The following is a 14,463-nucleotide window of genomic DNA, read 5'->3' on the forward strand; positions in this document are numbered from 1 at the left end:
ATTAAGAGATATTGTCATGTCTGTACTGAATTCTGATGCCTCACACACAACATCATCCTCGCACTGGGGCGGTGTCTTTGCCATGACGCTGTGCATTTTTGTGCTTATTGCCTCTGAATTTTTACCTGTCAGTCTGCTGACGCCGCTAGCAAAAGATTTGCAGGTTTCCGAGGGGCTTGCCGGTCAGGGGATCGCTATTTCAGGCGCTTTTGCAGTATTGACCAGCCTGACTATTTCCAGGCTTGCCGGTGATCTGGATCGAAAATATCTGCTGCTGGGGCTGACCTTCCTGATGGCCATATCCGGCGTGATTATCGCCCTCGCGTCCAGCTACTGGGCTTATATGGCGGGAAGATCGCTGATTGGCATCACCATCGGTGGCTTCTGGTCAATGTCGGCGGCAACCGCCATCCGTCTGGTTCCGCAACATCAGGTCCCCAGGGCGCTGGCTATCTTTAACGGCGGAAACGCACTGGCCACGGTGGTGGCGGCTCCGCTCGGCAGTTATCTGGGGGCCACAGTAGGCTGGCGGGGGGCTTTTTTATGCCTGGTGCCCCTTGCGGTGACCGCTTTCATCTGGCAATGCGTCAGTTTGCCCGCGATGGAAACCAGCAAAGCGCAACAATCCGGCGGTTCTGTGCTTCGCCTGCTCAGACGCGCTGTCGTCGCAACAGGACTGCTGGCTTGCGGCGTGTTCTTTATGGGCCAGTTTACGTTGTTTACCTATGTGCGACCCTTCCTTGAAACCGTCACCCGAGTGGACGCATCGGGGCTGTCTTTTATTCTGCTCGCCATGGGGATCGCGGGGTTTATTGGCACGTTGACCGTAACAATCCTCCTGAATCGCCGGTTTTACCTGACGCTAATTATGATCCCATTGCTGATGGCCATTATCGCCGGAGCGTTACTGCTGACAGGGCAACAGACCTGGACTGTCGCTGTGCTGTTAAGTCTGTGGGGCATGCTTTCGACAGCCGCGCCGACGGGTTGGTGGACATGGCTGGCGCGAACGCTGCCCGAGGATGCCGAAGCAGGCGGTGGTCTGATGGTCGCCGTCATACAGCTTTCGATTGCGCTTGGCTCAACGGCAGGTGGTCTGGTGTTTGACAGCCTCGGATGGCAAAGCGCTTTCGGGCTGAGCGGCGTATTACTGCTGTCTGCGGGTGCGATGACGTTTCTGGCCTCCCGCCAGCATGGTCGCGGATAAATTGGCCTGATGTCATTGCTTATTGGCTGGCGGGCGGCTCACGTTCACCTGTTCTGACTCCCTATACTGGCAGCTGGATTATATTCTCCGGAGTGCCATTACATGAGAAATATGCATCGACAGGTGCTGATACTGGCGGGATCGCAGGCCATCTTTCAGTCAATTTCAGTTCTGATCATGACGATTGGTGGGCTGGCTGGTGCACTGCTAACCTCCAGTCCGTTGCTGATCACCGTGCCTTTATCCATGGCGAGCCTTGGCACAGTAATAGTGATGTTCCCGGCGTCTTTGTGGATGAGCCGGGCAGGACGAAAAAGTGGGTTCCTCGCCGGCGCGGTAAGCGGAATTGCGGCGGCGATTATTTCTATGCTGGCGATGATCCAGCACTCATTTTTGCTGCTGTGTGTTGGTATGTTCTTTCTGGGCATATACCAGGCATTTGCACAGTTTTATCGCTTTGCGGCGGGCGAAGTTGTCCCGCCAACATATCTTACAAAAGCGATCTCTCTGGTACTGGCGGGCGGCGTCGTTGCTGCCTTGCTCGGACCCTTTCTGGCCAGTCATGGCAGTAACCTGTTTACGGTGCCCTACGTAGGTTCATTTCTCTTTATGGGCATAATGGCGTCGGTCGGCCTGCTGCTCTTGTCGCAATTGCAGATGTCCGCGCAGCCAGGTGAAACCCCGGATAAAGAGGCGGCCCGCCCATGGAAAAAGGTGATTTCTCAGCCTGTTTATCTTGTCGCTTTACTCTGTGGCGCTTCCGGATTTGGAATAATGGTGCTGGGCCTTACCGCCACCCCCGTTGCCATGAAACATTTTGGTTTTGATCTCTCACAAATTGCAGTGGTGATACAGCTTCATATATTGGGGCGCTTCATACCCTCCTTTTTCACGGGGAAACTGATCGACCGGTTCGGCGTCATTAACATTATGCTCGCCGGGATTGTTCTCATGCTTGTTTATATTGTTGTCGCCTGTTCCGGGGTCTCCTGGGGGATATTTACTGCGGCAATGATAGTGATGGGGCTGGGCTGGAATTTTCTCTATATCGGTGGCACCAGCCTGCTTGCCACCACCTACCGCGCAGAAGAAAAGGGCGTTGCCCAGGCGACAAATGATATGAGCGTTTTTATCATTAGCCTGTTGTGTTCTCTGGGCGCAGGTCCGCTGCTGAATATTTTTGGCTGGAAAACCATGCACTTCATTTTATTACCCTGGGTGGTGAGCCTGGCCGTGCCGCTACTGTGGCTTGCCTTGCAGAATAAGCGTCGCCGGCTCGCGAAGGAAAAGGCGATTATTCCGCTGCCGTAGGCGGGATACGCCGGTTGATATTGACCTGATTTCATCGGCGAATGACCCCAGAGCCTGTCACGTATCCTTTACTGCTCCTCGTATAGTAAGCCTGAATCTGACTAATCACTGGAGCCATAAATGAAATTAACGCAAATCCGTAATGCCACCCTCGTGCTGGACTATGCCGGAAAAAAATTCCTCATCGATCCCATGCTGGCGGAAAAAGAGGCCTGGGAAGGCTTTGCCGGGAACGCGCGTCCGCACCTGCGCAATCCGATGGTGGAGTTGCCGGTACCGGTTGAAGAACTGCTGGCAGTCGATGCGGTGATCCTGACGCACACACACGCCGACCACTGGGATGAAGCCGCACAACAGCTCGTACCTAAAGAGATGATTATCTATACACAGAATGAGAGTGACGCCGCGCTGGTACGCTCCCAAGGTTTCCTGAACGTGCGGGTATTACGGGAAGAAAACGCTTTTGTTGATGGCCTGACCATTTATAAAACCGACGGTCAGCACGGCAGCAACGATCTGTATGCCGATCCGCTGTGGGGTGATTTACTGGGCGATGCGTGCGGGCTGGTGTTCAAACATCACCATGAAAAAACGCTCTACATCGCAGGGGATACCGTGTGGGTCAAACCCTATGTCCGCAGTTTGCAGCGCTTCCAGCCGGATGTGGTGGTACTGAATACCGGTTATGCTGTTAACGATCTTTACGGGCCGATTATCATGGGCAAAGAAGACACGCTGCGCACGCATAAGATGTTGCCTGCTGCGACTATTGTGGCCTCGCACATGGAATCCATAAATCACTGTCTGCTGACCCGTGCCGAACTGCGTGAATTTACGCTTGAACAGGGGATTCAGGATAAGGTACTTATTCCCGCCGACGGTGAAACGCTGACTTTCTGATCACAGGATAAAGGTTATGTCTGCTCTTACGGTTGCCGTGATTGCCACGGCCGGCTTCAGTCCCTTCCATTTTTCGGTACCCTGTATTTTATTCGGACAGGCGATGCCGCAGCCGGATCTCTTCCGCGTTGAAATTTGTGCGGAAAAACCTGGCGTGGTGCTGTCTGATATCGGGCTGTCGATTAACGTTGAGCACGGCCTTGAGCAACTGGACAGGGCAGACATCATTATTGTTCCCTTCTGGAATAAACCCGACGAAAAACCCGCTCAGGAATTGCTGGATAAACTTATCAGCGCCTGGCAGCGTGGCGCTGAAGTGGTCGGGCTCTGTTTAGGCACTTATGTGCTGGCTTACGCAGGGTTACTGGATCACCATCGCGCCGCAACCCACTGGGAGTTCGAAAAAGATTTCACCGAACGCTTTCCCGAGGTTCATCTGGATCGCAACTCGCTGTACACCAGTGATGAGCGCCTGATCACCTCGGCGGGTACCGCCGCCGGGATTGACTGCTGTCTGAATATCATTCGCGACCATTATGGCTCGGCGATTGCCAACCGCGTGGCGCGCCGTATGGTTGTGCCGCCGCACCGGGAAGGCGGTCAGGCGCAGTTTATTGAGCGCCCGGTGCCGGGGTCCACGCGCGACAGCAAAATGAACGAACTGATGGACTACCTGCGTCGCAATCTGGATAAGCCGCACGATCTCGACGCGCTGGCGGGGTTTGTCAGCATGAGCCGACGCACCCTGACGCGTCATTTTTTCAAAGCCACCGGCACCACTATTGGCGAATGGCTGACCGCCGAGCGCCTGCAACGCAGCCAGGAATTACTGGAAACCACCGACAAGAGTATTGAAAGCGTCGCGGCGATGGCAGGCTTTCAGTCGCCGATCTCGTTCCGGCAAAGCTTTAAAGCAAGATTCAGCGTCAGCCCAAGCGAATGGCGCAGGGCCTTTCGCGGCCCGGAGCCGGTGGAGCGCGTGTAAATCTCGCGGCGCGGTTTCATGCCGCGGCCGCTTTGTCTGTTATCCACCAGAACCCCAGCGCCAGCAGACTGACCACCGCGCCCAGCAGGCACACGCCCGCCCAGCCAGCGCCAGCCCAGGTGAGGGTGGTACTGATCGCCCCCAGCCCGCTGCCGACGGCGTAAAACAGCATATAAATCCCGACCAGACGGCTGTGCGCTTCCGGACGCAGACGGAAAATCAGGCTCTGGCTGGTGACGTGCAGCGCCTGGCCGCCCAGGTCCAGCAGGACGATGCCGATCACCAGCGTCAGCAGCGAACTTTCCATCATCGACAACGGCCCCCAGGCAAGCACCAGCACCACCAGCGCCATTGCGCTGGTGCGCCGGGCATGGCCCTGATCCGCCCATTTCCCGGCCCGGGACGCTGCCAGCGCGCCGACCACCCCCACCAGCCCGAACGCGCCGATAACCGTGTGCGAAAAGCTGAACGGCGGCGCACTCAGCGGCAGCACCAGCGCGCTCCAGAAAATGTTAAACGCGGCAAACATCAGCAGCGCCAGCATACCTCTGACGCGCAGAACCTTTTCCTCGCGCAAAAGCGTCAGCATTGAGGCCAGCAGAGGCAGATAACCTAAGCCATGCGTAGCCGGTAACAGCACGGGTAGCCGTCGCCACAGGGGAAGGGCGATCAGCAGCATCAGCAGCGCGGCACTGAAATAGACGCCGCGCCAGCCCGCCAGATCGCTCACCGCCCCGGAAAACACCCGCGCCAGCAACAGCCCGATAAAGACGCCACCCTGCGCCGCCCCCACCACGCGGCCCTGCTCACCGGGCGCGGCGGCGCTGGCAGCACAGGCGATCAGCCCCTGCGTCATTGCCGTGCCGAGCATCCCGACGGCCAGCATGCCCCCCAGCAGCACCGGGACCGAACGCGCAAGGCCGACCACCACCAGCGCGATAATCAGCGCCAGCAACTGGATCGCCATCAGGCGACGGCGCCCCAGCAAATCCCCCAGTGGCACCAGAAACAGCAGCGCCAGCGCGCAGCCGATCTGCGTGGCGGTGATCACGCCGCCCACCGCCGCGTGGCTGATACTGAAATCCCGCGCCAGGGCATCAAGCAACGGCTGGGCGTAATAGACATTCGCCACGCTCAGGCCGCTGGCGATGGCAAAAAGCCATACCAGGCCGCGTGACAGGGGGGCGACTCCGGGAGGAGCAGTACATGCATTTGCGGTCACAGGATGTTCCTATTCTGGTTGCAAAACAAAACCGATTGTATGTCAGCTAAAGTAGTTTTAAAATGCAACCAATGCAAGTCCCACCCATTTCAGGAGTGATCATGAAATCCAGTACTGCGCTGAGCAGCGCCCCGTGTCCGGTGGCACGCACCGTTGATCTGATTGGCGATCGCTGGTCGCTGCTGATCGTCCGCGACGCGTTTGACGGTATGCGGCGGTTCAGCGATTTCCAGCGCAGCCTCGGGGTGGCAAAAAACATTCTCACCGATCGGCTGTACGGGCTGGTGGAGGCGGGCATTCTGGCCCGTGAAGACGCCCCGGACGGATCGGCTTACCAGCACTATGTGCTGACGCTGCAGGGGCAAAGCCTGTTTCCGGTGGTGGTGGCGCTGCGTCAGTGGGGCGAGCAGCATCTGTTTGCGCCTGGCGAACCGCATTCAACGCTTATCGACAGGCGCACAGGTAAACCCCTGCCGCCGATGAAGGTGCAGGGCAAGGATGGTGCGGCGGTATCGCCGGAAGATACCGAAGTGCGGAAAGTGAGCTGACGCCACGGCCTGAATGCCTGAGATTTTCCGCAGCAGCGCCTGAAAAACGCCATCGTATTCGGGAAGCGGGACAGGCAGCAAAAACAATACCCCCTTTTCTGGTAGGTAATCTTATAAAACCGCCCTTAACCTTAAAGAAAATTTTATCAGTGTCGATACAGATTAGGTTTTCACTTTTTAAAGGGTCAGGGGAATGGCAGAAAAGCTTAGTGAAGGAAAAATCATGCAAGCCCTTAACTGGGCTTACGATAAAGCCTTAGACGGAAGTATTCCGGGTACAGATTCAGCCTATGAAATGGCCGAAAACTACCTGAAAGGAGAGGGCGATTTAACAGAGAAAGTGAATTCTCTGATTAGATGGCAAAATACAAAATCCGTCACTACCGGCTTTGTATCCGGGCTTGGCGGAATTATTACCATGCCGGTCGCCATCCCGGCGAGCATCGCGACCGTAATTTATGTTCAGATCCGTATGATCACCGCTATCGCTATCATGGGCGGGTACGATGTAAAAGACGATCGTGTTAAAGCACTGGTTTATACCTGCCTTGCCGGTAATGCCGCAAAAGATATCCTTAAAGGAACCGGCATAGTCATTGGCTCGAAGATGTCTACCCAGTTAATTAAGAGCATTTCGAAAGAAACAATTTTTGCTATTAACAAACTGGTTGGTTTTAGATTATTAACCAAGTTTGGTGAAAAAGGGGCGATCAACCTGGGCAAAATGATCCCACTGGTAGGCGGTGTAATAGGCGGGGCATTTGATGGCATTTCAACGAATGTCGTTGGTAACGTTGCCCGTAAAACCTTTGTAGAAGGTAGTGCTGTAACTGAGCTGTAACTTGCCGCATTCGCCGACAATGCTGCAGGACGTTACAGTTGTATCGTAACGTCCTGTACAGACCGTATGACTGGCAAAAGCGTGAAATTTTATCGTCTTAACACTATGCGCTCTGCATTAAGCCCCCGCAGAAGCATCCTCAAAAATCCCTAAAGGTTTTCCTGCTTTGTCCGTTGTAAGTTCAGATAACCATGTCCGGGCAAGGGCAATTTACTTACAGGGAATAAAACCAATGATGAATAAAGTAGTAGTGGCAGGCGCACTGTCTTTAACCGTCTTAACCGGCTGCGCAGGGAACCTCAACTCACACAAAGTGCAGGCGACAAACGGCAGTTCGCTCGAGGTTGCCACCATCTTTGCACCCGTTGATATGAACGATAACCGCTATCCGGACGTGAAACTGCGCGAAGTCACACCGGTCCACTCCGGCGCGGGCATGGGGCTGGCGGTGCTGACGGCCGCCCTCGGTGGCGGAATTGGCGGTAACTCTTTTGATAAGGATGGCTATAAAGGCACATCCATTGACACCATGCCGGAGCCGACAGCAGCGTATTTCGGCCCGAAAGCAGAATTAAAAATCCGCGACTGGCTGAATAAAAACGGTAACGGCTATGCGTACAAACAGCCGCTGTTTATTGCCGCCGCGCAGTGGTCACTGGTCTATACCGACATGTCCGCCAGCAACAGCAATTATGATTTAACCTACCGCGTGAAATTCTATAAACGTCCGGAAGGCGGCAACATGCTGAGCGCCTATGTGATATCAGAGTGCGCCCCGACGCGCGTGACCGCACCGCTCAATGACTGGAAAGCCAGTAACTATGCGAAGGTCACCCAGGAAACGCAGAAGATGATGGACGCCTGCCTGCTGGAGCTGGACAACCAGCTGCCGCGCCTGCTGAAAAAATAACGACCAAACGGCCTGCGATGCAGGCCGTTCGCTTTACTACGCCGTGGTGCGTGTCGGCCTCACCACGATCTCATTCACATCCACCTCATCCGGCTGCTCAATGGCGTAGCGCACCGCGCGGCCAATCGCATCCGGTTGCAGGGCAATCGCCCGGTAGCTTTTCATGGCTTCGGCGGCGGTCGGATCCGTGATGGTGCCCGCCAGTTCACTTTCCACCACCCCCGGATGGATACAGGTGACGCGCAGCTGGCTGTTCTCCTGGCGCAAACCATCGGAAATCGCCCGCACCGCAAACTTGGTGGCGCAGTAGACCGCCGCCGTCGGCGATACCGCCAGCGCACCAATGGAGGCGATATTAATGATATGGCCCGCTTCCCGCGCCAGCATCGACGACAACACCGCCGCGATGCCATACAGCACGCCCTTAATGTTCACATCCACCATCTGATCCCACTCATCCACCTTCAGCGAGGCCATCGGCGACAGCGGCATAATACCGGCGTTATTAACGATCACATCAATGCGTCCCCACTTTTCCAGCGCGAAGGCGGCGAATGCCTCCACAGAGGTACGGTCAGTGACGTCCAGCGCTTTCACGTCCACCTCTGCGCCGTTAAAACGCAGCTCCTCCGCCAGCGCGGCGAGGCGATCCTCGCGTCGTGCGCCCAGCAGTAACACCGCGTCGGTTTTTGCCAGTTCGCGGGCGATGCCTGCACCAATACCGCTGGATGCGCCGGTAATTAAGATCACTTTATTCGTCATGGGTCTTCTCCTGTTCGGTTAACGCTGGTGATCTTACGCCCGGCAGACTATAAAGATAATCCGCTCATTACTTAACAGACTGGTAACGGTGGCTAACCAATGACAGTGGATAAAAACGCGCTTGAGGTGTTTGTGATCGTGGCGCAGACGCGCAATTTTCGTCTTGCCGCCGAACGGCTGGGGGTGACGCGCCCGGCCATCAGTCAGACGCTGCGTCGGCTGGAAGATCGCCTGAACATCTCCCTGATGCAGCGCACCACGCGCAGCATCAACCTCACCGAAGCGGGCCAGCGGCTTTATGCGGAGGTTGCGCCCGCCATCGAACAGCTGAACGGCGCGGTGAGCGATATTACCGATCAGCTGGCGGCGCCGCGCGGCCAGCTGCGGCTGGCGGTGTCGTCCATTGCCGAACGCATTATCGACGGCAGGATGCTGGCGTCCTTTATCGCGGCTTATCCGCATGTCGAACTGGACATCACCATCACCGATGAGGCGTTTGACATTGTGGAGCAGGGGTTTGACGCGGGCGTGCAACTGGGGGAGGTGATCGCCCAGGATATGATCGCAGTGCCGGTGTCCGCCATGCAGCGGCAGATCGCCGTCGCCTCGCCTGACTATCTGGCGCAGTACGGCACGCCGCAGCACCCGAAGGATCTGCTGGATCATCGCTGTATCGGCTGGCGAAAATCCCCCGGCGTGTCGCCCTATCGCTGGGAGTTTGCCTGGCAGGGGCAGGAATTTGATGTGGATGTTAATCCGCAGCTGACCACCAATGATATGGGGGTGATGATCCGCACCGTCTGCGCCGGGGGCGGCATCAGCTTTGGCATGGAGGAGACCTACGCGCCTTATATCGCCCGCGGCGAGCTGGTGACGGTGCTGGATGAATTCCTGCCCACCTTTCCGGGCTTTTACCTCTATTTTTCCGGCAGAAAGCATATGCCGCCAAAGCTGCGGGCGTTTATTGAGCATGTACGGATGTAACGGTGCGAGCCGCTACGCAAATTTATTTACCGGTAACGCCCTGATATTGCGGTTTTTATCTGAAAGCGGTATCGTGCAGCCGCACCTGCAAAATCAGGTGCCGGGATTGACCTCCTGAAATATGTTACAGGCGACATACGACGCGCCAGCGTCTTTTTTATGTCGTGCGCACGGCTACACCTCAATGGCGGGCCGGGCGGGGGCGTCGCAAGACGCGCCGGTGTCCAGTATGGCCGGTAAGGCTAACCCCGTTCGGTCCGCCACCCGTGAGATTAGCCTCTCCAGTGGCGGCATTAAAACATCACATACTGGAGGCTGCCATTATGGCTACGACCCTCAACCAGACTCACCCGTTACTCACCGTTCCCTTTGACGACGACACGGATTTCACCGTGCTTGCAGACTATTGTCATCAGCTTGCCGAAGCACAGGCCGAGTCACTTGATCCCGCGCTGCGCATGGCATTATGCGGACGCCTTTCCGCCGTCTTCGCGCTGCTCAAACCGCAGCTGAACGAGCCGATCCCGCCTTCGCAGCAGGAAAGGTTTACGGTGGATACGCTGCCGACCCACGTTCCCCGTTTTGAACCTGATTCCGATACCCTTGGCGAATACTGCGCCGCGCTGACGCAGGTTTTGCTGTGCCGGAGCGTGACGTCACAGCAGGAAGAACAACTGCGCTGGCTGCTGGCGGATCTGATGGCGTTTATGACCGAGGAAATCAACGCCCCGCGCTGGGTAAGAACCGCGGACGGGGTGAGGTTTATTGATGAGGTGAGGGGGTAGGGGATAAGGGCAGGTGCTGCGCGGGATGGCGTGGCACCTGGGGTAAAGTTTGAAGGGGGAGAGGGTATTTTGTGTCAATAGCGGACATGGCCAGCGTGGCAAATTGTTAACGCTTAAACGAGTTTTATCAAAGTTAAGTAATAACTATGAATGAGCATCGAAAAAAAATGAGACGAAGTAATATTTGAGATCTTGATTATAGATAAGCAAGAAAAACCTTGATTCACCCTTTGGCATGGGCTTAACTTCGTGATAAATGTAGTTAATTAAACGGTAAAGAGACTCAATGGACATAAAAGACTGGCTTCCTGAATTTCAAGTTTCAGCAGAAACAGATCGAGATTTACAGACCTATTTTTTCAAGCTACCGGCGATCAAGGATATCATTGAAAGCAGGGCTTGGTTAGTTCTTGGTCGCAAAGGCACAGGCAAAACAGCGATTTATGAACACCTTAGGCGAGGAAATTCTGTCAATCTTAATGGGTTTAACTCCGTATGCCTGAACTTTAGTGACTATCCATGGCCAGCCCATCAGCTCTACAAGGATGCAATGGCTGGGGAACTATCAGCTTATCAGAAGAGCTGGATGTATCTTTTTTATATTAAAGCCTTATCTAAACTTATTGAAATAAAAAATAGTAACGGAGAACCTTTAAATAAAGAGCTTAAGTGGGCTGACAAGTATATTAAAACCATTTTTGGTAGTCCTGACCCATCTCTGCGAGAGGTTTTATTTTCAAAAATCGCTAGGTTAAAAGTCATAAAAGGCCCCAGTGCAGAACTCGATGAGATAAATCTGGATTCTGGTGAGATTTCCTTAGAGGAAGTAGCTGAAAACGCCCAGTTAAAACAGAAGCTCAGAGCAAATGCATTCACCCTGCTTACGCATTTTGAAAGAGTATTTAAAGATAATATCGGCAATAATAAAATACTCATTGCTCTTGACCAGTTAGATGAAAATTGGCTGGAAGGACAAATTGAAGAGTATAGTAAAGTTCTGATAAATCTTCTAAATGTCTGCAGGAATATAGCGTCAGATGAACGTTTGAATGATAAATTAAAAGTAATTCCATTTTTACGGACGGATATATATCACTCCTTAAGGTTTAATGATAAAAATAAGTTATTACAAGATAGTGCAATCATAATTTCATGGGATGAAAATAATCTCAATGATATGTATTACGAGAGAATAAAAAAATATAAGCCTGCGGATATTCATTTAGGCGAAGAGAAGGATAGAGCCGGCAAACTATTTGAAGTGTCATTCGTGAGGCAGGGTACTCCACCCTTTAAGTATGTATGTCGTCGTTCTTTCTTCAGGCCACGAGATATTATTGTCTATTTTAATAAAATCAGGGCCTGTCACAAGAGTAATAGTTCTGGCCTTTACACTTCTGGCGAGCTTTATGAAGCAGACCGTGAGGCCTCTATTAGTGTGTATAATGAGGTCATTGATGAATGGTCCAATCAGTTTCCAGAAATTGAGAATCTATTAACTGTCCTTCAAACAATTCAAGTAGAGACGTTTGATTTTAATGATTTTTCTGCGAAGTGTCGTGATGAGTTTACCGATGTATCTGACGGAACGATACGTCATTATATAAATTTCCTCTTTGACAACTCTCTCATTGGACAAAAAAAACAAGGCAGATGGGAATACGTAAGTAGTTTGCCTAATCTCAAAATCAACCTTCAGAATGAATTTAGAACACATCACGCATTAAAGTATAGATTACATTTAATAGAAAGTAGGCCGAGTCAGAATATATAATTCAACCGCACCTTCACTTTCTAAAGTGAAGGTGCAATAATTAATAAAGGTGGGGAAATGACATGTTACATTTATGATTCAAAAGGAAACGCTGTAGGTTTTATCCGGGGGAAATACATTCATAGTATGAACGGCCGCGCTGTAGGACAACTTCACGGCACGCATGTGCATAAACTTTCTGGTCAATACGTTGGTGAACTTTATGAAAGTATGATCCTTAACAAGCACATGGGGAATCTAGGAAACATAGGAAACCCAGGAAATCCAGGTAATCCGGGAAGCCCGGGTAATCCAGGTAATAGGGGGGCGCGTAATTATGGATTCCCTGATGTATCAATTGATCTTTTTGGCTAATAGTTGTGAGAGCGCTGAGAACCTCAGCTTCTCGCTCAAAGCCGCCGTTATTTTCAATCACAAATCCCGCCGCTACTAACCGCAGCCAGTCTCAGAAAAAAGATTCCCATCTAAACTCTCGCCCAGTTTGTTTTGCAAGCAGGGAATGCGTACAAAACTCTCGCCACAAACCCATTCCCCACATCCCCCTCTAACAGCCTGATCCGCTAAATCCCCGCCCCTATATCGCACAAACTGAACAGGAATTTCCCCTTCCCATAACCTAACATACTGCCTTTGTACATTTTGGGTGGTAGTAATGGCTGTACTCAGAACCTTTCTTTTCTTTCTTGGCGCGGCGGCGCTCAGCTCTGTTGCCGTACTTTGCCTGTGGGGCGATATCGCTATTTTTGACCACGATATTCCGGAAGTTTCGCTGACTGAAATCGTGCAGGAGCTGGTATTAGCAAGCATCGTCGCCATTCATTTCCTGCTGGCGAAAAAGCATGAGCTGCTGCGCTACTGCAATATTCTGGTCGGCGGCTTCTTCCTGACCATGCTGATCCGCGAACTGGATGCGGTCTTTGATCTGATTTCCCACGGCAGCTGGGTATGGTTTGCGCTGCTGGCGACACTCTGTGCGGTCATTCTTCCGCTCAAACATCATCGCCAGACGCTGGCACAGCTGACGCAGTACATCCGTTCGCCCTGGTACGGCGTAATGCTGAGCGGTCTGCTGGCGGTGCTGGTCTTCTCCCGGCTGTTTGGTATGCAGGCGATATGGCATGCGGTCCTCGCGGACGGCTACGTGCGCATCGTGAAAAACGCCGTGGAGGAGGGCAGCGAATCCTTCGGCTATATGCTCTGCCTCACCGCCTCCATCGGCTATTACTGTAATTTCCTCAGGATTGCTTCCCGGAAATCCTCACACGCTGACGCGGGCGTGTAAAAAATCAATAAAAGCTCTGACCTTCTCCGGCACGTGGCGGGTATTCGGGTAGAGCGCATAAATGCCCTGGCGGGGAAAACGGTGATCCGGCAGCACGGCGATCAGCGTTCCTGCCGCCAGCGCGTCCTGTACCAGCCATGACGGCAGCAGCGCCACGCCCGCGCCGCTCAGCGCGAATGCCAGCAATGCCGCCGCGCTGTCAGCCATAATGGAAGGCGGCTGGCTTGCCGCAAACAGCAGCGTATCGCCATCGGGCTTCACGACCTGCCAGTTCAGCGGCGAGTAAAGGCGGCTGTGGGCGATCCACGTCGCCCCGGCAAGCTGTTCGGGCGTCCTGATACCGCCATCGCGAAGCGTGCTCAGATAAGCAGGGGAGGCGACCGGGTAAATATCGAACTGGTCAATCAGCCTCGCGTGGTGGGTGGAATCCGCCAGTTGTCCGAGACGGATCGCCACATCAAAACGCCCGGCGATCAGATCGTCATTTTGCGAGGAGGCGACGTGCTGGATGCGCAACTGCGGGTGCAGGGCCGCAAAGTCTGCCAGCGCCGGTACCACCACGCGCGCGCCATATTCCGGGGTGGTGGTGATACGCAGTAAACCGCGCAGGCCACCGTGATCGCCGCGCACCTCGTCAAGCACCTGTTCGGCGTCCTGAAGCAGTTGCTGGCAACGATGGTAAAAGCGTTCGCCGGTATCGGTCACCGCCACTTTGCGGGTGCTGCGGGTGAGTAACGCCACGCCCAGCTCCTGTTCCAGCTGTTTGATATTGACGCTCACCACCGCTTTCGTCAGCCCCAGCGTCTGCGCGGCGCGGGTAAAACTGCCGGCCTCCACCACTGCCACAAACATCCCCAGCCGCTGCATATTCACCATCGTTAATTCCTTCAGGCATCCTGATTGTCAAAATTATTTTGACAGTAAAACCACGGGAAGGGAATTTATCCGCCGC

At 53.9% G+C, this 14,463-nt stretch carries 16 protein-coding genes; 13 read left to right on the forward strand and 3 right to left on the reverse strand.

The window, feature by feature from the left end:
* The first annotated feature begins 82 nt into the window (after positions 1-82).
* The 4 genes from ACQUTD_RS03615 to ACQUTD_RS03630 all read left to right on the forward strand — a co-directional run bounded on the left by ACQUTD_RS03615 (position 83) and on the right by ACQUTD_RS03630 (position 4,403).
* Positions 83-1,207, forward strand: coding sequence for an MFS transporter (locus ACQUTD_RS03615; RefSeq protein ID WP_473273944.1), 1,125 nt, complete (start codon positions 83-85; stop codon positions 1,205-1,207).
* A 102-nt stretch (positions 1,208-1,309) separates the two neighbouring features.
* Positions 1,310-2,518, forward strand: a complete 1,209-nt coding sequence (locus tag ACQUTD_RS03620; RefSeq protein ID WP_473273745.1) for an MFS transporter — start codon at positions 1,310-1,312, stop codon at positions 2,516-2,518.
* A gap of 120 nt (positions 2,519-2,638) precedes the next feature.
* Complete coding sequence (locus ACQUTD_RS03625; protein ID WP_473273747.1) at positions 2,639-3,418, forward strand: MBL fold metallo-hydrolase; 780 nt, start codon at positions 2,639-2,641, stop codon at positions 3,416-3,418.
* A 16-nt stretch (positions 3,419-3,434) separates the two neighbouring features.
* On the forward strand, positions 3,435-4,403 hold the full coding sequence (locus ACQUTD_RS03630; RefSeq protein WP_473273749.1) for a helix-turn-helix domain-containing protein: 969 nt from the start codon (positions 3,435-3,437) through the stop codon (positions 4,401-4,403).
* A 16-nt stretch (positions 4,404-4,419) separates the two neighbouring features.
* On the opposite strand, the gene ACQUTD_RS03635 is transcribed toward ACQUTD_RS03630, so the two are convergent.
* Positions 4,420-5,625 carry an MFS transporter gene (locus ACQUTD_RS03635; protein WP_473273750.1) on the reverse strand — a complete coding sequence of 402 codons (1,206 nt, stop codon included), beginning with the start codon at positions 5,623-5,625 and terminating at the stop codon, positions 4,420-4,422.
* A gap of 101 nt (positions 5,626-5,726) precedes the next feature.
* On the opposite strand from ACQUTD_RS03635, the gene ACQUTD_RS03640 reads away from it, so the two are divergent.
* The 3 genes from ACQUTD_RS03640 to ACQUTD_RS03650 all read left to right on the forward strand — a co-directional run bounded on the left by ACQUTD_RS03640 (position 5,727) and on the right by ACQUTD_RS03650 (position 7,924).
* Entirely contained in the window at positions 5,727-6,173 is a 447-nt protein-coding gene (locus tag ACQUTD_RS03640; protein ID WP_318363931.1) for a winged helix-turn-helix transcriptional regulator, read from the forward strand.
* 193 nt (positions 6,174-6,366) lie between these two features.
* Positions 6,367-7,014, forward strand: coding sequence for an EcsC family protein (locus ACQUTD_RS03645; RefSeq protein WP_072568975.1), 648 nt, complete (start codon positions 6,367-6,369; stop codon positions 7,012-7,014).
* A gap of 235 nt (positions 7,015-7,249) precedes the next feature.
* Complete coding sequence (locus tag ACQUTD_RS03650; protein WP_473273945.1) at positions 7,250-7,924, forward strand: hypothetical protein; 675 nt, start codon at positions 7,250-7,252, stop codon at positions 7,922-7,924.
* Between the two features lie 36 nt (positions 7,925-7,960).
* Here the strand turns inward: ACQUTD_RS03650 and ACQUTD_RS03655 are convergent, their stop codons facing one another.
* On the reverse strand, positions 7,961-8,686 hold the full coding sequence (locus tag ACQUTD_RS03655) for an SDR family NAD(P)-dependent oxidoreductase (protein WP_473273751.1): 726 nt from the start codon (positions 8,684-8,686) through the stop codon (positions 7,961-7,963).
* 99 nt (positions 8,687-8,785) lie between these two features.
* Here ACQUTD_RS03655 and ACQUTD_RS03660 point away from each other — a divergent pair, with 99 nt between their 5' ends.
* From ACQUTD_RS03660 to ACQUTD_RS03685, 6 genes are all read left to right on the forward strand, one after another.
* Positions 8,786-9,670 carry a LysR substrate-binding domain-containing protein gene (locus ACQUTD_RS03660; RefSeq protein WP_473273752.1) on the forward strand — a complete coding sequence of 295 codons (885 nt, stop codon included), beginning with the start codon at positions 8,786-8,788 and terminating at the stop codon, positions 9,668-9,670.
* A 184-nt stretch (positions 9,671-9,854) separates the two neighbouring features.
* Positions 9,855-10,043, forward strand: coding sequence for an ash family protein (locus tag ACQUTD_RS03665; protein WP_473273946.1), 189 nt, complete (start codon positions 9,855-9,857; stop codon positions 10,041-10,043).
* Complete coding sequence (locus ACQUTD_RS03670) at positions 9,994-10,455, forward strand: hypothetical protein (protein WP_473273753.1); 462 nt, start codon at positions 9,994-9,996, stop codon at positions 10,453-10,455. Before ACQUTD_RS03665 ends, ACQUTD_RS03670 begins: the two co-directional genes overlap by 50 nt.
* Positions 10,456-10,741: 286 nt before the next feature.
* A complete protein-coding gene (locus ACQUTD_RS03675) occupies positions 10,742-12,229 on the forward strand; it encodes a P-loop ATPase, Sll1717 family (RefSeq protein WP_473273754.1) in 1,488 nt (495 codons plus the stop codon).
* Between the two features lie 57 nt (positions 12,230-12,286).
* A complete protein-coding gene (locus ACQUTD_RS03680; RefSeq protein ID WP_473273755.1) occupies positions 12,287-12,583 on the forward strand; it encodes a 4-fold beta flower protein in 297 nt (98 codons plus the stop codon).
* 298 nt (positions 12,584-12,881) lie between these two features.
* Entirely contained in the window at positions 12,882-13,511 is a 630-nt protein-coding gene (locus tag ACQUTD_RS03685; RefSeq protein ID WP_473273756.1) for a transporter, read from the forward strand.
* Here the strand turns inward: ACQUTD_RS03685 and ACQUTD_RS03690 are convergent.
* Entirely contained in the window at positions 13,488-14,387 is a 900-nt protein-coding gene (locus tag ACQUTD_RS03690) for a LysR substrate-binding domain-containing protein (RefSeq protein ID WP_473273757.1), read from the reverse strand. The genes ACQUTD_RS03685 and ACQUTD_RS03690 overlap by 24 nt on opposite strands.
* Positions 14,388-14,463 lie beyond the last annotated feature (76 nt).

This window comes from Enterobacter sp. K510, assembly GCF_055804875.1.